The sequence below is a fragment of the Porphyromonas pasteri genome, from assembly GCF_014647755.1.
Taxonomy (GTDB): Bacteria; Bacteroidota; Bacteroidia; order Bacteroidales; family Porphyromonadaceae; genus Porphyromonas; species Porphyromonas pasteri.
Genome location: NZ_BMPU01000003.1, coordinates 52,334 through 72,887, shown reverse-complemented (window position 1 = coordinate 72,887; position 20,554 = coordinate 52,334). Strand labels below are relative to the sequence as shown.

Genomic DNA, 20,554 nt, shown 5'->3' with positions numbered 1-20,554 from the left:
CTCGAGCTGGTCGATCGCCTTGACGAAGGAGAAGGGTAGGGCCGACCAACCGAAACTTAACTACAAACTACGCAACTACTTAAGATCCTATGGGACAAGAGTCGATCTACATCCTCAAGCGGGATGGAAGTCAGCAACCTTATGACGGCGAGAAGATCCGCAGTGCTGTCGATAAGGCCTTCCGTGCGGCAGGCCTCTTTGATGAAGAAGGCTATGCTCTCCGTATCGAGTCACTCATCCAGACAGAGCTCTGTCATCGCAATGCTCAGGTCGCCGTCGAGGAGATCCAAGACCGTGTCGAGGCTGAACTGATGAACCTCGCGCCTCAGGTCGCTAAGAAGTACATCATCTATCGTGAGTGGCGCACCGTCCAGCGTGAGAAGCGCACGACCCTCAAGCGCACTATGGATGGTATCGTCTCCATCGAGAAGAATGATATCAATCTGGGCAATGCGAATATGAGCGCCTACACGCCCTCGGGTCAGATGATGACCTTCGCCTCTGAGGTGACGAAGGACTATGCGATGAAGTACCTCCTCTCGGCACCCTTCGCTCGTGCTCACGCTGCGGGAGATATTCACATCCACGACTTAGACTACTATCCTACGAAGACCGCTACGTGCGTGCAGTACGACCTGGCGGACCTCTTTGAGCGAGGCTTCCACACGAAGAATGGGAGCATCCGTACCCCACAGAATATCCAGAGCTACGCCACACTCGCGACGATCGTCTTCCAGACGAATCAGAACGAGGAGCACGGCGGGCAGGCTATCCCAGCCTTCGACTTCTTCATGGCACCAGGTGTGCGTAAGACCTTTATCCGTCAGCTCGCCGACCGCCTCCTCTATGCCCACTGCCTTCTCTCGGGGAGAAGCCTCACGGATGAGGAGCGTAAGGGCTTCGTCGACGCACTCCGTGGCCTCGAGCCCCCTCTCGCCCATACCGATGCTGCAGCCGAAGCTCTCGCTGCTGGCCTTGAGCGTATCGGCTGTCAGCTCCCCGCTACGGCTGTGCGTCTTGCCCTCGAAGAAGCCTATCAGCGCACCAAGCGCGAGACTCATCAGGCGATGGAGGGCTTCGTGCACAACCTCAATACCATGCACTCGCGTGGCGGTAATCAGGTCGTCTTCAGCTCGGTCAACTATGGTACCGACACCTCCGAAGAGGGCCGTATGGTCATCCGTGAGCTCCTCGCTGCTACCGTCGAGGGCTTAGGCCAGGGCGAGGTGCCTATCTTCCCCATCCAGATCTTCAAGGTCAAGGAGGGCGTGAACTACTCCGAGGCAGACTATGCGAAGGCACAGGCAGACTTCGCTGGGGCACTCGCTGGGAAGTACACCTTTGAGACGCCGAACTTCGACCTCCTACTCTTGGCGTGTAAGACGACGTCGCACGCTCTCTTCCCGAACTTTGTCTTCCTCGATACGCCCTTCAATCAGCACGAGCTCTGGCGCGCCGATGACCCGAAGCGTTACCTGCATGAGATCGCTACGATGGGCTGCCGTACGCGCGTCTTCGAGAATGTCTGCGGGCCCAAGACCTCTGTCGGGCGCGGAAACCTCTCGTTCACGACGATGAATCTGCCTCGTCTGGCTATCGAAGCCTCTCGCCGTGCCCAGCGTGAGCTCCCTACGGCTCCCGTGGAGCAGCAGCAGGAGCGTGCAAGGGCACTCTTCCTCGAGTCGGTGCGTGAGATGGCTACCTTCATCGGTGACCAGCTGCATGAGCGCTACCTCTACCAGCGCTCGGCCTTAGCTCGTCAGTTCCCCTTCATGATGGGCAATGACGTGTGGAAGGGTGGTGCAGCCCTCGCCCCACAGGACGAAGTGGGCTCGGTCTTCGACAGCGGCACGCTTGGTATCGGCTTCATCGGCGGGCACAATGCGATGATGGCACTCTATGGTGAGGGTCATGGACGCAGCGACCGCTCTTGGCAGACGCTCTATGATGCCGTGCAGGTGATAAACGAAGTGGTGCGCGAATACAAGCAGAAGTACCACCTCAACTACTCTGTCCTTGCTACTCCTGCCGAAGGCCTCTCGGGGCGCTTCACCCGCATGGACCGCAAGCGCTACGGCATCATCCCTGGGGTCAATGACCTCGACTATTATGTGAACTCCTTCCACGTCGACGTGCGCGAAGAGATCGGTATGCACGACAAGATCCGTCGTGAAGCCCCCTTCCATGCGATCACGCTCGGTGGGCATATCAGCTATATCGAGCTCGATGGCGAGGCGAAGAAGAATGTCTCCGTCATCCTTAAGCTCGTCAAGACAATGAAGGATACGGGTATCGGCTACGGCTCGATCAACCACCCCGTAGATACGTGTCAGGACTGTGGCTATCGTGGGATCATCTACGATAAGTGCCCCGTCTGTACCAGCGATCGCATCGCTCGTCTGCGTCGCATCACGGGCTATCTCACCGGTAGCCTCGAGAGCTGGAACTCTGCTAAGCAGGCAGAGGAACACGACCGCGTGAAGCATCACTGATCCTCCCAACTCATACTATTAAGCAGCTGACGAAGAGCCTGGGTCCCGAGGCGGCTCCCCGCCGACGGGCTCCAGGCTTCGTCTTATCCATCCCCCTCCTCACCCCCGTCTCCGTGCGCCTTCTCAACGTCTATCGTGAGAGCATCAGCGATGGCCCTGGCCTTCGCTACTCGATCTATCTGGCTGGTTGCCGCCATGCTTGCCCAGGATGTCACAATCCCGAGAGCTGGTCGGCCGAGGCGGGTATTCCTCTCACCGAGGAGGTCCTCAGTGATATGATCGAGGAGATACGGGGCAATTCTCTCCTGGACGGCATCACCGTCTCTGGGGGAGATCCCTTCTATGATCCCACGGCTCTTACTACGCTCTTAGCACGCCTACGACGTGAGACGGGGCTGTCGATCTGGTGCTACACAGGCTTCACGGTGGAGTACCTCCTGCAGTCAGAGGCGCATCGCCCCGCGCTCGAGTTCATCGATGTGCTCGTCGATGGCCCCTTCGTCCAGAGCCTTCTTGACCCGCGCCTCTACTTCCGCGGTAGTCGTAATCAGCGCCTTGTACATATCGATCACGGCGTACCACTCTCTGAGGCGGCACTCTCGTTCCTCGATGATGCCTTCTGAGGCGCACTCTTGCTGTCTCGAGCCTTCTCCTTATCTTTATATCTCACGGGGGCTTCCCCTGCTGACACATCCACTTACCTTCCTATTAGACGATGATCTACTTCCTTGGGGCACTCTGCCTCGTCTTCCTCGTGCTCTTCCTCTACGCAGGGAAGCGCATCAAAGAACTTACTGATGTAGTCGCAGCCGCTGAGCGTGCCGAGCATGAGAAGGCGCTCGAGCTCAAGGCCCTTGAGACGAAGCTCCAGACGACTGCAGAGGCACATCAAGAGCTTCGCCAGCGCTACGACGCCCTCCAGCAGAAGGCTGATGAGGCCGCCGTGAGTCTGGCTGCCGTCGGGACCGAGCGTGCAAGTCTCGCTGCCGAGCTGGAGAAGCTCCAGGCAGAGAAGGGCAAGCTCGCCGAAGAGCTGCGCGATAGCTTCCGTGCTGTCGCGAATGACATCATGCGCGAGCGTACCGAAGACCTCGACAAGCGCACGAAGGAGACTCTCTCCCCGCTGCGTGAGGATCTCAAGCGCTTCGGTGAGCAGGTCGATAAGACCTACCAAGAAGAGGCGCGCGAACGCTTCAACCTCAAGGACTCCATCGAGAAGCTCATCCTCCGCAGTCAGGAGATCAGTCAGGAGACCACCAGCCTCACGCGTGCCCTGCGTGGCGATAGCAAGGTGCAGGGCGACTGGGGTGAGCTGGTCCTCGAGCGCATCCTCGATCAGAGCGGGCTCATTCGTGGCGAGCATTACTTCGTGCAGGAGACGCTGCGTGATGAGTCGGGAGCGGTCATCACGACGGGAGATAGCCGTGGCGGCCTTCGCCCCGACGTCATCGTGCGCTACCCCAATCGGGGTGCCATCGTCATCGACAGTAAGGTCAGCCTCACCGCCTATGCACGCTATGTCGCCGCTGAGACAGACGCAGAGCGTGACCAAGCACTCAAGGAGCACCTCCTCAGCCTACGCAAGCATATCAATGAGCTCTCGGGTAAGCGCTACGAAGAGTACACCGAGGGCTCGCCGAACTTCGTCATGCTCTTTATCCCCAACGAGCCCGCCTACACCATAGCGCTCGCTCACGACCCCACGCTCTGGGAGGAAGCCTATCGGAAGAATGTCGTCCTCATCAACGGCACGAACCTCATCGCTGCCCTGCGTATGGCGCAGGATATGTGGCAGCGTGATAGCCAGCAGCGCAATGTCTTGCAGATCGTCGATGAGGCGGGTAAGCTGTATGATAAGTTCGCTACCTTCTCCGAGACCTTCCTGAAGATCGAGAGCAAGCTCGAGGATGCGCAGAAGGCGTTTGGCGAAGCTAAGGGCCAGCTCCGTGATGGTCGTGGCGATATCCTCGGCCGCTTCGATAAGCTGAAGGCGCTGGGAGCGAAAACGAAGAAGGCACTGCCAGGCGGTATCCAGCCCCCTGCAGCCTCCTCCGAAGATGAATAGCCTTCACTTCTCTGCGGAGATCGATAGACCTAACTAAGCGCGACAGCCAGCTATCCTCTTACGGGATAGCTGGCTGTCGCGCTCTTGTCGGGGAGGGATATACTACGGGGCTTCGTATTGAATTCGTAAATTTGTACTCACCAGGAATAAGATCACTTACTTAAACGATTATAAATGGCTAAATCTAAGGACGAGAAGAAGCGCAATGGAATTATCCCCGAGCCGACGCTGCGCCGACTCCCTTGGTATCTCTCCTTTGTAAAGCTTCTCCAAACAGAAGGACATAAGTACGTCTCCTCGCCCCGTATCGCTTCGGGAGTCGGGGTCGATGCTGCGCTCGTGGCAAAGGACCTCTCGTATGTAGAGCTCCAGGGGCGTACACGCGTCGGCTATGAGACGGAGGCTCTCATCAATTACCTCGAGGAATTCCTCGGCTTCACGAAGCGTCATCAGGCCTTCCTCATCGGTGTCGGGAGCTTGGGCTCTGGACTCCTCTCGGACAAGGGGCTACGACAGTTCGGTCTTGAGGTGACTGCTGGCTTCGACGTCGCTGAGGATATCATCGGTACGGAAGTATCGGGGATCCCCGTCTATCATATCGATGAGCTGGCGACACGTATCGAGAGCGAAGGCATCAAGATCGCCATCCTCACCGTACCTATCCTACAAGCTCAGCTGATGACCGACCGCTTGGTGCGTGCCGGTATCCGTGCGCTGTGGAACTTTACGCCCGTTCGTATCCAGACGCCCGACCACGTCGTCGTGCAGAATACCTCGATGTATGCGCACCTGGCACTGATGTTCACCCGCATGAAGGCGCTCCAGGAAAGTCAACCTACTACCCCCACCAGTAAGCCTCGCTCCAGCCGATGAAGATCTTAGGCGTAGGCTTCAATTACCGCCCGCACGTAGCCGAAGCATCTCAGCTCGGCCTTCCTGAGCAGGCGGTAGATAGCCCTCCACTCTTCTTCCACAAGGGTGATGCGCTACTCAAGCCCCGCACGCCCTTCTTCCTCCCCGATATGGGTTCGTCCATCGAATACGAGGCGGAGCTGGTCATCCAGATCAGTCGGGTAGGGAAGTGCATCGCCGAGCGCTTCGCCCATCGCTACTATGAGCGAGTGACGGTGGGTATTGACTTCACGGCACGCGACATCCAGCGGCGTGCTATGGCTGAGGGCCGTCCGTGGCTGGAGGCTAAGGTCTTCGACGGCTCGGCTGTCGTAGGCGAGTGGCTGGACAAGACGGCGCTGGGCTATCCCGAGCGCCCCATCTCCTTCTCACTACGGCGGGATGGAGAGGTAGTGCAAGAGGCTGATAGCTCGGAGATGATCCATAGCTTCGATGCGCTGATTGCCTATGTGAGCCGCTCCCAGACGCTACGTATGGGTGACCTCATCTTCACGGGCACCCCTGCAGGTGTCGGGCCTATAGCTATCGGGCAGACCCTCGAGGGCTTCATCGGAGAGCGCAAGGTGCTCCACGTCCCCATCAAGTAGCTGGCTACCCTTTCGTGTAGGCCACACCCCATCGCCCCACCGATCCTATCGCGATCGGTGGGGCTTTTTTGTGTCTTGCGTAATGGTCTCATATAGTAGGTGTATAGGTGCGTCGGTAGAGCTATATAGGATGGCGAAGAAAGCTATATAGCTTTGGCCTGATTCCTATATAGCTTTGCTTGGATTCCTATATAGCTTTGTGAAGTGACCCATATTGGGTTGTTGCTCCGCGTAGGGATAAAAGTTGTGGACGAGTGGCAGATAAGTTTGAGCTACGTACGTGGCTCTAATATCTCCGTGCGTGGATATTTGGATTTGCGTGCCTGGTCTTTAAGACTACGTACGTAGATAGGAGAATACCACTACGTGAAGGCGCTTTTTCCTTCACAAGAACGATGCTTTTTCCTCCGCTGGATAAGAGGAATATTTGTGATAAGGCGCAGGGCTTACGTATCACTTCGGAAGGGGTATATCGGGGAGCTGGGCGTGCGATGCCTTAGCACTCTAAATAGAGGTCAGGACTCTCGGAAGCAGTCTCATTAGATGTGGGGAGAGTTAACGCTGATAAGCTGTGTCTATACCTATATATAGGTTGTCTATGTGGGGGCAAATCCCTATTCATAGGTATTTACTCGCCTCCTTGTAGCCTATAACTTTGCCTGCTAATTTCCACCCCTGTGTCTATGCGGGTCTGTGGGGAACATGAAGCAGAGATAATATATAAGGTATAAGCTATATGAGTGACATGAAATCGGCATCCCGTAGTAAGCGCCTGCGTCGCTTCCTCTTCGGAGGGATTGCCCTCGCCCTTGTCGCCCTCGTCGCCTACTTTGTCTGGGGACGCTATGGGTCGACGACGCGCATCGCCCTGGTGAACTTCCCCGGCTATCAGTCTTCGGGGATCATCCTCTCCAACGACAATAAGCACGTCCGCTATGACGAGCTGGAGCAGGGGGATATCGATAAGTTCGACAGCTACGATTGCGTCCTGGCCTTCGGTATGGGCCTCAAGTGGAATGATGAGCAGCGTGCCGAGATCAAGAAGCTGGGCGATAAGGGTCTTCCTATCAAGGTCGTCTATGCTACGACGAAGGAGAATGAGATCTCCAGCCTCGAGACTGCAAAGGATCAGCGCATCAGCGAGTACCTTGACAACGGGAATAAGAAGAACTACCGCTCTCTGTCACACTATATCCGTCGCTACATCGACGGGAAGAAGTGGTTCGCTCCCGAGCCCGACTCGGTAGCTCCCAGCTCGGCCGACGTCTACTACCATCTCGATGAGAATGTCGCCTTCGATAAGCTCGCCGACTACGAGGCCTATATCAAGAAGCAGGGCTTCTATCATGAGGGGGCGAAGAAGGTCCTCGTCATCGGGGGGCTCAACGATCCCTTCAGCGGCAATAAGCAAAACCTCGATAGCCTCATCACCAGCCTTGATCGTGCGGGGCTCAATGTCTATCCCGTCTCTTCCTTCTCTGACCGCCTCCGCTTCATCCAGGAGGTCTCACCTGACCTCATCATCCACTTCCCTCACGGACGTATCTCGATGATGGGTGGTGACCGTGTCGTCGAATACCTGCGTGAGCGTAATATCCCCGTCATCGCACCCCTGACGCTCATGACCAGTCGTGAGGAATGGGAGGCTGATCCACAGGGTATGATGGGGGGCTTCCTCTCTCAGACCCTTGGTATGCCCGAGCTTGATGGAGCTATTTATCCCTACGTGCTCACCACGCAGGAGAAGAATGACGACGGACTCTACGTCCTCAAGGCTGTACCCGAGCGCCTCAAGAAGCTCACCGAGCTGGTACAGCGCTTCCTCACTCTGCAGACCAAGCCCAATAGCGAGAAGAAGCTCGCTATCTACTACTTCAAGGGCCCTGGGCAGGAGACGCTCGCAGCACAGGGTATCGAAGTCGTGCCCTCGCTCTACAACCTCCTGCTCCGTCTCAAGGCTGAGGGCTATAACCTCACGGGGCTCCCTACGGATGTGAAGGCCTTCGAGGCGCAGCTGATGCGCGAAGGTCCCGTCATCCAGTCCATTGCTGGCGGGCAGATGGAGGAATACCTCAAGACGGGTAATCCGGCTTGGGTCGATAAGGCAGACTTCGATAAGTGGATCGCCGAAGACCTGACGCCCCTTCAGATCAAGGAGCTGGAGGAGATCTATGGCCCCACACCTGGGAGCTACATGACTCGTACCTCTTCGGCTGGTACACCGCAGCTTGCAGCTACACGCATTCAGTACGGCAATGTCGTCCTGCTCCCTCAGCCTGTAGCGGGTATCGGTAGTGACAACTTCGCTATTGTGCACGGTGCCGCTTCGCCTCCTCCCTATCCCTATGTCAATGCCTACCTCTGGGCTCGCCACGTCTTCGGGGCAGATGCCTTGATGCACTTCGGTACGCATGGGAGCTTGGAGTTCACCCCGAAGAAGCAGGTCGCACTCAGCGCCAATGACTGGGGCGAAGCACTCATCGCACCTTACCCACACTTCTACTATTATACGATCGGGAATATCGGGGAGAGCATGATGGCTAAGCGCCGCTCTTACGGTAGCCTCATCTCTTATATCACCCCTCCCTTCGACGAGAGCAAGACGCGTCATATCTTCACTGACCTGCAGCAGGCCATCGAGAAGTACTACGAGCTGAAGGAGCCTGCGGCGAAGGACACGCAGAGCCTGGCGGTGAAGAAGCTCGCTGTCGGCCTCGGTATCCATCGTGAGCTCCGCTTAGACTCCATCCTCACGAAGCCCTATACGGCTAAGGATGTTGAGCGCATCGACAACTTCGCCGAGGAGATCGCCTCAGAGAAGGTCAATGGCCAACTCTATGTCACGGGCGTGCCCTACACCCCAGCGAAGACGACCTCGACTGTGCTAGCGATGACGGCTGATCCCATCGCTTACGCCAAGGCGCGACTGGATCGCCTGCGTGCCGCTCAGCCCATCGATAATACAAGCAATAAGCACCGCTTCTATAAGGAGTACCTCCAGCCCGCTCAGCAGCTCGTCCGTGGCATCCTCGCCTCGGGCTCGGTGAGCGAAGCTACCGTCCTCTCCTATGGGGGCATCACGAAGGAGCAGCTGGAGCGTATCCATGCACTCGCTGCACCTAAGAAGCCCATGGGTATGAAGGCGGCTATGGCAGCTGCCAAGGGCGATAGCAGTAAGTCGGGCGGTAAGCCTACCCGCCTCGATCAGATCCGTGGCGGTAGCCTCAAGGATAAGCCCGCTGGTCATCCTGGCGGTCATCCAGGGGGTAAGCCTCAGGGACACGCTGCCGACACGCCCGAGCCATCAAAGAAGGAGCGGGATGAGATGGAGGCGGTCACCGAGCTGGAGCGCGCTATCCTCAACGTCATCACCTATCGTGATGCCCTGCAGAATAGCCCTCGCCTCGAGCTTGATGCTACGATCAATGCCCTTAACGGGGGCTTCACCGCACCCTCGTCGGGTGGTGATGCCGTCGCCAACCCTCAGGCTGTACCCACGGGGCGTAACCTTTATTCGGTCCGTGCCGAGAGCACACCTTCGCAGCGTGCGTGGAGTCAGGGCGTACAGCTCGCTCAGGCTACACTGAAGGCCTACAAGGAGCAGCACGGCAAGTATCCCACGAAGGTCAGCTATACCTTCTGGAGCAGTGAGTTTGTCGAGACCGAAGGGGTGACTATCGCCCAGGTGCTGTATATGCTCGGGGTCGAGCCCGTGCGCTCGCAGTTTGGCTCGGTCGAGGATGTTCGCTTGATCCCCACCTCCGAGCTGGGGCGCCCACGTATCGACGTGGTCATCCAGACCTCGGGACAGTTCCGTGACCTCGCAGCTTCGCGCCTGGCGCTGATCACGAAGGCCGTCGAGCTGGTCGCTTCTCTCGGCAAGGAAGATCAGGAGAACTACGTCGCTGCAGGCTCCGTCGCCACGGAGAAGGAGCTCGTCGAGCAGGGCCTTTCGCCTAAGGAAGCCCGTGAGCTGGCGAATGTCCGCATCTTCGGTGGTATCAATGGTATGTATGGTACCGGCATCCAGGAGATGGTCACCTCTGGAGACAAGTGGGAGCAAGAGAAGGAGATCGCTGATGTCTATCTGAACAACATGGGTGCCGCCTACACCGGTAAGCAGGAGGACTGGGGGCGCTTCGTCAAGCCTCTCTTCCGTGCTGCACTCAAGAATACCGACGTCGTCGTGCAGCCACGTCAGAATAATACTTGGGGTGCACTGAGCCTCGATCACGTCTATGAGTTCATGGGTGGCCTCACGCTCTCGGTACGTAATGTCACGGGGAAGGATCCCGATACCTATCTCGCTGACTACCGCAACCACAGCAACATGCGTATGCAGGACCTCAAGGAGGCTATCGGCGTCGAGAGCCGTGCTACCGTCCTCAACCCTGAGTACGTGAAGGAAGTCCTCGCCGGTGGCGCGAACAGCGTGGCTAACATCACAGAGGTCGTCACCAACACTTACGGGTGGAATGTGATGAAGCCCGAGGTCATCGACAAGGAGCTCTGGGATCAGCTCTACGATATGTATATCCGCGACGTCAATAACCTCGGTGTTGCCTCGGCATTCGAAGGGAAGAGCCCCGCAGCTCTCGAGGAGATCACCGCTGTGATGCTCGAGACGGCTCGTAAGGGGATGTGGAAGGCTTCACCCGAGCAGCTCTCTACGCTCGCCCAGCGCCATTCGGAGCTCGTCGCTAAGTACGGCCCCTCGGGTGGTGGTATGTCGGCGGATAATAAGAAGCTCCGTGCCTTCATCTCCGAGCAGCTCTCTCCCGAGGCCGCTAAGCAGTATCAGTCTCAAATGAAGCAGATGGATGAAGGCTCTTCGGCCGATGCTCCCAGCCAGGATGGTATGGTGATGAAGAAGGAGACGGTCGCTGATCAGGCTGGTGCCGTGACGCGTAGCTTCAATGGCCTATGGATCGTAGCTGGTGTCGCTGTCCTCTTCATTGGCCTCCTTGTCCTCCTGCGTCTCAAGCGCCGTCGTGATGCTGAGTAGTCCCCTGATGCTAACCTCTATCTTCTCGGTGTAGCTGATGGAACTCGTCGTCCAGATCCTCCTGCTCTTCATCATCGTAGCCTCCGTGCTACGCCTCTCCTTTGAGCGGGGCTGGATCATCCCCACACTCTTTGCTGTCGTGGCAGCTGTCTTCGTCTACTTGACCTATCCCTATGCGATTGAGCAGACGAAGACCGGCCTCGCAGCCTATATCGCCAACCGCTCGCTACGTGAGTATGCAGCTATCTTCATCTCGCTGGATGTGGCACTCATCGTGGCCTACAGCTTCTCCCGTCTGAGTCACCCACGTGGTCGAAGGGGTAGGGTGATAGCCTTCCTCCTGCGCCTCTATCCAGGGGTGCTTATCTTCCCCGTGCTCTTCTATCTGCAGTCGACGCTGATCTTCGCCCTGCCTGGGATGGACTTCGGGGTTGTCTCCCTCCTCCTTGCCGCAGGGACGGTGGTGCTCCTGCTGGGGCTTACCTTCCTCTTGCGCTTCCTCCTGCCCGAGGAAGAGCAGCGCTTGGAGGTGCTCTTCTTAGTAGAGCTCTTTGTCTTCATCCTCGGGATCATCGCTTCGGTCGATGAGACCATCCGTATGGCACCCACCGAGAGCCCCATCCAGTGGAGTGGGCTGGTGCTGACCCTTGGCATCGGACTGCTGTGCTTTGCCGTGGGCTACTTCGCTCCCCGCATCCGTCGATCACTAAAACACAAATAATATATACCCGCACTTATGGATCAGATATCCAAGGTACTCTTCGTCATATCGAATAGCCTCCTCATCCCCGACATCCTCTTCCTCATCATCCTCTTTATCCGTTCGCTCATCCTCGTCGGGGGCTTCTATAATAGCTTCATGCAGCGCCGCCGCATGAATGCACTCCTCGGCGATGTGCGTACTCTGAATGCTGGGAACCTCTCCGAGCTGTCGGGCCGACTGCCTAAGTCCAACCGCTCTCCCTTTATTGATCACCTTGATGACTTGCTCACGCGCGAAGGCCTCACGGAGGACTATGCAAACTATGTCATCAGCAGCTACGAGAATGTCTGCGAGAAGGACCTCTCCCTCTCTAAGCTCCTGACTAAGGTCGGCCCCGTGCTCGGTCTGGTCGGGACGCTCATCGCTATGAGCCCAGCACTTGTCGGTCTCTCCTCGGGGGATATCGGTGCGATGGCCTACAACATGCAGGTCGTTTTTGCTACCACCGTCGTCGGTCTGGTGATCAGCTTGGCGGGTCTGGTGACCCTGCAGTACAAGCAGCGCTGGTACACCAAGGATGTCGCTCTCCTCGACTACATCTCTTCGCTTCTCCTTGATAGCCGTACGAAGTAACTATGGGACGCAAGCCACGCCGCCCGAGCAAGCTCATGCAGGGCGAAGATACCGACCCACTGACCGTCGTCGTCAACCTCTTCGACGTATCCATGGTCTTCGCTGTCTCCCTCATGGTCGCTATGGTGATGAACATGAATATGACCGAGGTCTTCACGCAGGAGGACTTCTCCGTGGTGAAGAATCCTGGGAAGGAGAATATGGAGATCATCACGAAGAAGGGTGGTAAGATCGAGCGCTATACCCCCTCTGATGAGAAGACCGATAAGTCCAGCTCCCGCGGTCGCCGTGTCGGTGTCGCCTATGAGATGGAGGATGGTCAAGTCTATTATGTCCCCGAGGACGCCCTACCTGCTGAGTCAAAGTAGTTCCCTTTACCCTCATATATGCCGCAGACCAAGCTCCTGCTGACCCTCTTGACGAGCCTGACACTTAGTGCTGGGCTCGCTCTTCCTCCTCTTGCTGCTGCACAGATCACTCAGCAGACGACGGCCTTCACCATCACGGGCGCTGTCGTCGAGCGGGATGGTAGTCCTCTCTACGGGGTGATCGTCCGAGCTGGGAATGCTAAGACGATGACCAACGCAGGCGGCCGCTTCACGCTGACCCTTGCCACACGGCCCGAGGGCGGACGCCAAGCTCTCACCCTCTCTGCTGTGGGGAAGAAGACCCAGCAAGTGACCTTCGTCGAGGGTCATCCGCTCCGTGTCGTCCTCGAGGATGCTGTCGGGGAGATCAAGGAGGTCGTCGTCCGTGCTCGCCCCAATATCAATGCCCTTGACCTACGTGCCCGCTCGGGTGTCGTGGCACAGGTCGATATGAAGCTCCTGGCGCAGAAGCCGATGATCGACCTCTCGCTGGCGCTTCAGGGTGCTGTGCCTGGGCTCACTGTCGTCAATCGTGGCGAGCTCGGTATGAAGCCGGAGATACGTATCCGTGGCAACAACTCCTTCACCAAGGGCGATGCTGCCAACGAGCCCCTCTATGTGCTCGACGGGAAGATCATCTCTCCGCAGGCCTTTATGACGCTCAATCCGCTCGATATCCGTGAGATCAAGGTACTCAAGGATGCTGTAGCGACAGCGCTCTATGGGGTGAAGGCTGCCAATGGCGTGCTGGAGATCTCCTCACGTCGTGGCGTCTCGGGCCCTATGTCGATTAGTCTCAGTACGCAGGCGGGTGTCACGCTACGTGGCCGTCAGACTACGACGATGATGGATACTGACGAGAAGCTCGAGCTGGAGCGACGTATGCAGGTGACCACTGCGCCGGGCTACCTCTTCTCTCCCGACTTCATCTCGTCAGCGACGCTCAGCGACCTCCGCCAGAGCTATCAGTCGACACTCGGTATCGCCCCGACGTGGACGCGAGAGGAGTATCTGGCTTACGGGAGCAGACAGCTTGATTCCCTGCGTCAGATCCATACGAACTGGTGGCACGACCTCATTCGCCCCAATTCCTATCAGAGCCACAACCTCAGCTTGCGTGGTGGGAGCCAAGATGTGACCTACTACGTCTCGGGCAACTTCTCCCGCCAAGGTGGGCAGCTGGAGGGCAATGATACCAAGCGCTTCACTCTGACCAATAGCCTCGACTGGCAGAGTCGCCTCGGCTTCGTCTCGCTCGGCCTCACGGGTGGCTATGCCAAGACCAATAGCCCGAATAGCAGCGACTTCAGCCCTGAGCAGCTGGTCTATGAGCTTAACCCCTATGAGACGAAGAGCTCACAGCAGCTCTTCTCCTACCCTGGGCGCAAATACAGCGACCTCACGGGGCAGTTCCGTCGCTGGACGAAGGAGGTTCGCTTCGGTACAAGCCTGAGTGCTAACCTCCGTCCCTTCGAGGGGATGCAGCTGGATGCTGTCCTCGGCCTTGACTACGTGCTCAATGAGAGTGAGCAGATCACTCCCGCTACGGCCTATAGTGAGGTGATGCGTCGCCGTCCCATCGAGCGAGGGATGATCTCCGTGGGGAAGAATACCGACTTCAACTACTCGGCCAACCTTCGTGCGACCTATCAGCGTCTCTTCGCCGAGAAGCACGATCTCAGTATCTCTGCCAATACCGACTACTACTACAGCGAAGGCCGTCTGCTCTCGGTGACGGGGCATGGTATCGGCCTGCAGGAGTATCTGGCGGGGGTGAACAAGGGACTCACGTCAGTAGACCTACGCCCCGACTTCTCCGGCTCTAACGCCACATCCGCTCAGCTGGGCTTTGGGCTGGCTACGGGCTATACGTATGATAAGAAGCTCGACCTCTTCGCTGCTTACAAGGCGGATGCCTCAAGCCTCCTGCCCCGAGACAAGCGCTGGAATACTGCGTGGGCACTTGGTGGAGGCTTGCATCTTGAGGAGCTTCTGCCCTTCCTACGTGGTGGAAGTCTACTGACGGGGCTTGGACTAAAGGCTTCGTGGGGGCTGACAGCAAGCCTCGGGGGGATTACCTCGGCCTCAGCTGTGCCCATCTTCTCCTACCAGCAGAGCTCCTTCTACGCAGATCAGTACCGCCTCATCCGCCTCTCCACTCTCTACAATGACCGCTTGAAGCCCGAGCAACTCAAGAGTGTGGACCTCGGCCTCTCCGTGCAGCTGGCTCATGCCCATACGCTCGATGTGAACCTCTACCGCCGCGATACGAAGGATGCCCTCATCATGACGGATATCCCAGCGAGCAACGGCTTCCTCTCGATGCTGGATAATGTCGGTAGTCTGCGTAATGAGGGGGTGGAGCTCTCTGCTTCGTCTCGCCTTCTTAGCGGTGAAGACTGGCGCCTCTCGCTCCGTGCAGCCTTGGCCTATAATCGTAGTAAGGTGCTCGACCTCTATGGGAAGACCGCCATCTATTCGGGCGACAATGTCTACCCCGACTACGAGGTGGGTCGCTCCTACGACTATGTCTATGGGCTGGATGCCCTTGGGGTCAATCCACTCTCGGGCGACCTGATGTTCCGTGACCGACAGGGTGCGGAGCAGAGCTTCGGTAAGACGATCGTGCGCGATGACCTCGTGGGTATCGGCTTCCGTACGCCACCCTATACGGGTACCTTCGGCCTGACCTTCGGGTACAAGGCGCTGGAGCTGGATGCGCAGTTCTACTATGTCTTCGGGGGCTTCAAGGCCTACTCGATGACCTACGTGCGTGGGGTCTCCGATGTGAATAAGAATGCCATCGCGGGGCAGGTGTCCCGCACGTGGTTTGCCCTCGGTGATGAAGATCGCCTCTATCCCAACCCACGAGCGGGGACGCAGACCTTCAATAACCTCTCCCACTATCCCAATACACGGATGATCTCGCGCAGTGACTACCTGCGTCTCTCGATGCTGAGCCTGCGCTACCGCCTCTCTTCATCACTGCTGCGCCATATGGGCGATGTCGTGAAGTACGCTACGATAGCCCTGCAGGGCTCGAACCTCTTCACGCTCACGCCGTATAAGGGTGGTAGCCCTGAATCGGGTACCTATGACCTCGGCGTGCAGCCCGTCCTTACCCTTCACCTCAATCTCAACTTCTGATGTCCTTGCTTCTCCGACGCTCTGCGCTACGGGCGCTCTGCTCCGTCCTCGCGGTAGTGCCATTCCTCTCGGCCTGCTCGCTGGATATCCCCGTGGAGAATGAGTTGACCGACCCGAAGGCGATCTCCTCCGTGCAGACGGCTTACGAGGCACTTGCCTCCGCCTATAGCTCCTATCCGAAGGTAGAGCTTGAGCTTAGTCTCCTCTCCGACGAGCTGGTGCCCACGCATCGTGCCAGCCAAAGCCCGCAGATGGCGCAGCTCTATGCCTATACCGACTATGCCCTGCAGAGTCTGGCCTCTGACCTCTGGTCGGGCTACTACGAGACGATCAAGGATGCGAACGCTGTGCTCGTTCGACTCCCTGACCTCCGCTCACGCCTCTCTTCTGCCGAGCAGCTCCAGCTCGATTACCTCGCAGGAGAGGCGAAGACCCTTAAGGCGCTCTCTTACCTCCAGCTCCTCCAGCTCTTCGCTACGCCCTATGATGATGCCGAGCATACGGGCGGGATCATCCTCAAGGATCGTGTGGAGCGTGAGGAACTCCCACGTAGCACGAAGGCCGAGACGGTGCAGGCTATTGAGCGCCTGCTGAAGGAAGCCCTCACGGCTTTCGACACGACGACGCGCCCGCCCTACGGCTCTGCCCCAGGCTTCGTCAATGCCGCTACGGCTCGCGCACTCCTCGCTCGCCTCTATCTCTATGCTGGTGACTGGGCTAAGGCCGAGGAAGTGACTCGCACACTCGTCCCCGCGATGCTCTCCACGTCGATGGTCCCCACGACACCTCTTGCTTGGGCGCAGGGTGCATCTACTATAGCCCTCTTCGCCAGCTCGGTGCCCGTGACCTACTATAATAGTATCTACGCTCAGGCAAAGTCGGCTACTAATGCGACCTACCAGCTTCCCCAGCGAAGCTACTTGGCCTCGACAGACCTCCGTCATCGCAGCTATGCCCTCGACAGCACTCTGCAGGTCGATGCTACCACGACCCGCTCGCTGCAGATCATCGGGAAGTATGCCGCCCTCCTCTTCGCTGGAGGGCTCCCTTCTTACAACTGTGTCGTCCGCACAACCGAGCCTATCTTCCTGCGTGCCGAGGCCTTAGCTCGCAGTGGTGATGAGGCGGCTGCACGCGACCTCCTCAATAGCTACCTCCGCCTGGTCGGTGCAGATGAGGTCGCTTCGACCGTGATGGGCACTGCTCTTATCAATGCTATCATCGCCGAGAAGGCGCGAGAGTTCGCCGGCGAAGGCCTACGCTTCTTCGACCTCAAGCGTCTGAGACTACCTATCGAGCACTATACCCCCAATGAGGAGCGTGTCTCCCTCACACTGCCAGCAGGGAGCTACAAGCGCACCCTGCCACTGCCCGCCTCCGAGCGCTCAAATAAGAACCTCGGGGCACAGAACCCTGGGTGGCTAGAGCTTACCCATTGATCTCATCCTTTTACTATCGTATCTCCATTATGAAGACTTCCCTTTATCATCGCTTACGGAGCATCGGGGCCATCGGGCTCTTCTCCCTGCTCCTCCTCTCGCTCCTTCCCTCGTGTGCGAAGGATACCCCCGACAATAAGTATCGTGGGGAGAATAAGATCCAGCTGCGCCTGCCTGACGGCTCTCGCTCGGTCCTCATAGCTGCGACCTCTACCTCTCCTATTAAGGTGACCGTACGCCTGACCTCTCGTCGCACGGATGCGGTCACGCTGCAGCTCAATCTCACGGGCGAAGCTGCCTCATCCCTCACGCTCTCCTCGAAGACGCTTACGATCCCCGCAGGTCACCTCGAGGGAGAGGTCGTCATCACGCCTTCGGCTAAAGAAGTGACGACCCAGCAGCAGGCCAAGCTCTCCGTCACGTCCGCTGCCTCGGGTCTGATGGTCGAGGGCGATCTGACCATCACGATCTCGCCCTTACCCGTGTGGACGCCTACAGCAGCTCAGCAGGCGCTCATCGACGGCTATCGCGCCAAGGGTATCGACCTATCCACGATCCTCGGCTATCATACGGTCGAGGGTACTGTCGATTGGGCGGGCTTTACCGAGTATGACTATGGTACGGACATCCACTCGCAGGCCACCTGGCGCATCAGCGGTGCCACGATGCTCGTCGAGCTGAGTGACCGTGCTACGGCCGACCAGCCCGTACTGAAGTTCTCATACAATGCCCTTGGTCTGAACGATATCTATAAGAAGCTCTGGGACGGCTACACGGTCAATAACCTTAACTACTTCTATACCGAAGGGGCATCAGGTCTGGAGGTGATGAAGGCCATCAACTGGACGCAGACCTCGGCTGAGACCTTCAATGTCGTGCTGGACAACGTCCGTGTGAATGCTTCCACGGGTACGCTCGCCTTCACGGGCAAGCGTCTCTCGGGTATGCCTGCGACTTATCCGCTCCGTGAAGACGAGTCGGACAGCCCCATCGTCGTACCCTTCACCTACGAGTCCTCGGTATGGACGCGTGTGATGGCGAAGATCGCTGCTGAGCCTACCTTCAAGAAGACGGTCGAGTCGGCCGATGGGCTGATGGAGCTGTACAGCGTCCTCTCCAACACGGGTATCGACGAAGATCGTTCGGCTGAACTCGACGTAACCGAAGGCCATTACGTGAAGCCCGAAGGGAAGATTGATCTCAAGAAGGGTACGCTTTCCTTCACGTTCCCCTTCCACGGCTACAACTCGGATTACTATTCGGTGGTGAAGGTGACTTCGCAGCAGCGCAAGTAACTCCCCACACATTGCCACTCTAAATACCCGCCCCCGAGGCCGTCTGACTGTTCCGTAGTCAGCGGCCTCGGGGGCGGTCTTTTGTTGGGTAGGGGAGATGCTCCCGCAAAGGCGGTGGGAATGAGCCTCTACGGAGACTGTTGCGGCAGAGTCCTACCCCTACTTATTGTACTAAGGCATCGCACACCCAGCTCCCCGATATGCCTCTCCGAAGAGATACGCTTTTCCCTTCGCCTTATCGCGAGTATTTCTCTTATCCAGCGGTGGGAAAAGTGCTGTTCTCGTGAAGAAAAAAGCACCTTCATGTAGTGGTATTCTTCTATCTATGTACGTAGTCTTAAAGACCAGGTACGTAAATCCAAATATCCACGTACGTAGATATTAGAGCTACGTGCGTAGTCCAAACTCATCAGCCACTCGTCTACAACTTTTATCCCTACGCGGAGCAATAGTCTCCTACGGGTAGATGTTTTCGACCCGTATTGGTTGGTATAGGTGACCAGTACTGGTCACATCGCGGACCAGTACTGGTTCGTTTTCTTGAGTTTGTGTGACGTGTTGAGTTCCTCCATCAGCGTGGCTTCGCAATACTCCCACGTACCCCTCCATCTGAACCTCGGGGCTTGAAGGGTTATCCTTATGTTGTTGGTGTGGGTGTTAGTTTTTTTTTCTATACTTGTAGTGGAGTACGCAATCTCCATTAAGATACATACTATGCAGCCGCAGAATCTAAATCATCGTATGAAGAAACTCCTCTTTTCTTTGCTCCCTCGTCCACGAGACTTGGCAGTACCCCCACGCACCTGTACGTCCCTTCGTCATAAATGTGCTGAAGCCAGTATCCTATTGGCAAGCATTTTATTTGTCCTTATCTCTTGCCCTACGGCCTTTGCTCAGGAAGTGTCCTCGCTGGGTAAGCTTGGTACGGAGCGAGTCGACTCCGTGAAGAAGATGGTCGTCGATACCGCGAAACTTCGACTACTATATAAGTGTACCTACCGCCCCGACACGGCCAACCTGAAGCGGGAGGGTGAGGCTTGGCGTCTTCTGCAGGTGGGGTCGCATGCGACGAAAGAGTGGACGATGGGGGCAGCGCGCATCGATTCACTGCGTGATGCCTCGGCTGCTCAAGGGCGGACTTGGATGGAGATCTTACCGCTCTATATGGGCGCACTCTCTCAGCAGGCGGGGGACAATCAGATGATCCTTGCGGATATGAGGAGCGGTGTGCTTACGGAGCAGAACAACATAGTCGTAGATGAGTACCTCTACGAGGAGCCTATTCCTACACAAAGGTGGGAGTCGCTTCCTGGAGATACGACCCTCCTCGACTACCCTTGTCGCCGAGCAAAGACCCACTTTCGAGGCCGTGACTTCATCGCTTGGTATACCGATGAGTTACCCTTTAGTGTCGGGCCTTGGAAGTTCTCGGGTCTTCCGGGACTGATCCTCTGTGTCTATGATACGCAGCGTCACTATGTGTACGAAGCCGTGGGGCTGGAGTATGCTAAGGCGGGCGAACTGATTTACCTCAGTCCCCGCTCCAGCGAGCAGCGGGTGAGCCGACTGGATTATCTCAAGGGCAAGGCAGCCTATGCCCGTGATCCAGCTGCTTATATGCGACAAATCCCTGGGGTGATTTACTCCAAGGAGACCCTTCGTCGGATGAAGCCTCGCTCATACAATCCACTGGAGCGCGAATAGCGATCTCTATTCTGCCTCTCTCTGAGGGTACGGAGCAAAGCGGTAGAAGACAAGGATAATAACGAGTAGTCGGACTCTCTGAGCTTCACCTATGACGCACTCTAATTATGAAGTCGCGCGCTGTAGGGTGCAGAGGTAAGGCTACAAGGGCTTCTTACTGGGGGAGTCTTACAGAAGGAGGGTGGATGTAGCCTCAGTCTGAGC

The 20,554-nt window shown here is 57.4% G+C and carries 13 protein-coding genes; all 13 read left to right on the top strand.

Annotated elements, in window-relative coordinates; all coding sequences use genetic code 11:
- Positions 1-89 precede the first annotated feature (89 nt).
- The 13 genes from IEX77_RS05585 to IEX77_RS05525 all read left to right on the top strand — a co-directional run bounded on the left by IEX77_RS05585 (position 90) and on the right by IEX77_RS05525 (position 20,350).
- Entirely contained in the window at positions 90-2,492 is a 2,403-nt protein-coding gene (locus tag IEX77_RS05585) for an anaerobic ribonucleoside triphosphate reductase (RefSeq protein WP_188808073.1), read from the top strand.
- A 113-nt stretch (positions 2,493-2,605) separates the two neighbouring features.
- Positions 2,606-3,115 carry an anaerobic ribonucleoside-triphosphate reductase activating protein gene (gene nrdG, locus IEX77_RS05580; protein ID WP_188808072.1) on the top strand — a complete coding sequence of 170 codons (510 nt, stop codon included), beginning with the start codon at positions 2,606-2,608 and terminating at the stop codon, positions 3,113-3,115.
- A gap of 92 nt (positions 3,116-3,207) precedes the next feature.
- The gene (locus IEX77_RS05575; protein ID WP_188808071.1) at positions 3,208-4,557 is read left to right on the top strand and encodes a DNA recombination protein RmuC; all 1,350 of its coding nucleotides are present in this window, start codon (positions 3,208-3,210) and stop codon (positions 4,555-4,557) included.
- Between the two features lie 174 nt (positions 4,558-4,731).
- Positions 4,732-5,430 carry a redox-sensing transcriptional repressor Rex gene (locus tag IEX77_RS05570; RefSeq protein ID WP_188808070.1) on the top strand — a complete coding sequence of 233 codons (699 nt, stop codon included), beginning with the start codon at positions 4,732-4,734 and terminating at the stop codon, positions 5,428-5,430.
- Positions 5,427-6,056 carry a fumarylacetoacetate hydrolase family protein gene (locus IEX77_RS05565; RefSeq protein WP_188808069.1) on the top strand — a complete coding sequence of 210 codons (630 nt, stop codon included), beginning with the start codon at positions 5,427-5,429 and terminating at the stop codon, positions 6,054-6,056. The genes IEX77_RS05570 and IEX77_RS05565 overlap by 4 nt, the downstream gene beginning before the upstream one ends.
- 745 nt (positions 6,057-6,801) lie before the next feature.
- Positions 6,802-11,061, top strand: a complete 4,260-nt coding sequence (locus tag IEX77_RS05560) for a cobaltochelatase subunit CobN (RefSeq protein WP_188808068.1) — start codon at positions 6,802-6,804, stop codon at positions 11,059-11,061.
- A gap of 37 nt (positions 11,062-11,098) precedes the next feature.
- On the top strand, positions 11,099-11,782 hold the full coding sequence (locus IEX77_RS05555) for a hypothetical protein (RefSeq protein WP_188808067.1): 684 nt from the start codon (positions 11,099-11,101) through the stop codon (positions 11,780-11,782).
- 15 nt (positions 11,783-11,797) lie between these two features.
- Entirely contained in the window at positions 11,798-12,397 is a 600-nt protein-coding gene (locus IEX77_RS05550) for a MotA/TolQ/ExbB proton channel family protein (RefSeq protein ID WP_188808066.1), read from the top strand.
- 2 nt (positions 12,398-12,399) lie between these two features.
- Complete coding sequence (locus IEX77_RS05545; RefSeq protein WP_044115356.1) at positions 12,400-12,765, top strand: DUF2149 domain-containing protein; 366 nt, start codon at positions 12,400-12,402, stop codon at positions 12,763-12,765.
- Positions 12,766-12,783: 18 nt separating this feature from the next.
- Positions 12,784-15,912, top strand: a complete 3,129-nt coding sequence (locus IEX77_RS05540; RefSeq protein WP_188808065.1) for a SusC/RagA family TonB-linked outer membrane protein — start codon at positions 12,784-12,786, stop codon at positions 15,910-15,912.
- Positions 15,912-17,351, top strand: a complete 1,440-nt coding sequence (locus tag IEX77_RS05535; protein WP_188808064.1) for a RagB/SusD family nutrient uptake outer membrane protein — start codon at positions 15,912-15,914, stop codon at positions 17,349-17,351. The genes IEX77_RS05540 and IEX77_RS05535 overlap by 1 nt, the downstream gene beginning before the upstream one ends.
- A 29-nt stretch (positions 17,352-17,380) precedes the next feature.
- Positions 17,381-18,646 carry a DUF4929/DUF8472 family protein gene (locus tag IEX77_RS05530; protein WP_188808063.1) on the top strand — a complete coding sequence of 422 codons (1,266 nt, stop codon included), beginning with the start codon at positions 17,381-17,383 and terminating at the stop codon, positions 18,644-18,646.
- An 846-nt stretch (positions 18,647-19,492) separates the two neighbouring features.
- A complete protein-coding gene (locus IEX77_RS05525) occupies positions 19,493-20,350 on the top strand; it encodes a GLPGLI family protein (protein WP_188808062.1) in 858 nt (285 codons plus the stop codon).
- The last annotated feature ends 204 nt before the right edge of the window (positions 20,351-20,554 follow it).

Excerpts from the sequence above, each read along its gene's own strand:
- IEX77_RS05585 (WP_188808073.1), top strand. The coding sequence starts at position 90 with ATGGGACAAGAGTCGATCTACATCCTCAAGCGGGATGGAAGTCAGCAA.
- IEX77_RS05575 (WP_188808071.1), top strand. The coding sequence starts at position 3,208 with ATGATCTACTTCCTTGGGGCACTCTGCCTCGTCTTCCTCGTGCTCTTC.
- IEX77_RS05570 (WP_188808070.1), top strand. The coding sequence starts at position 4,732 with ATGGCTAAATCTAAGGACGAGAAGAAGCGCAATGGAATTATCCCCGAG.
- IEX77_RS05565 (WP_188808069.1), top strand. The coding sequence starts at position 5,427 with ATGAAGATCTTAGGCGTAGGCTTCAATTACCGCCCGCACGTAGCCGAA.
- IEX77_RS05560 (WP_188808068.1), top strand. The coding sequence starts at position 6,802 with ATGAAATCGGCATCCCGTAGTAAGCGCCTGCGTCGCTTCCTCTTCGGA.
- IEX77_RS05555 (WP_188808067.1), top strand. The coding sequence starts at position 11,099 with ATGGAACTCGTCGTCCAGATCCTCCTGCTCTTCATCATCGTAGCCTCC.
- IEX77_RS05550 (WP_188808066.1), top strand. The coding sequence starts at position 11,798 with ATGGATCAGATATCCAAGGTACTCTTCGTCATATCGAATAGCCTCCTC.
- IEX77_RS05545 (WP_044115356.1), top strand. The coding sequence starts at position 12,400 with ATGGGACGCAAGCCACGCCGCCCGAGCAAGCTCATGCAGGGCGAAGAT.
- IEX77_RS05540 (WP_188808065.1), top strand. The coding sequence starts at position 12,784 with ATGCCGCAGACCAAGCTCCTGCTGACCCTCTTGACGAGCCTGACACTT.
- IEX77_RS05535 (WP_188808064.1), top strand. The coding sequence starts at position 15,912 with ATGTCCTTGCTTCTCCGACGCTCTGCGCTACGGGCGCTCTGCTCCGTC.
- IEX77_RS05530 (WP_188808063.1), top strand. The coding sequence starts at position 17,381 with ATGAAGACTTCCCTTTATCATCGCTTACGGAGCATCGGGGCCATCGGG.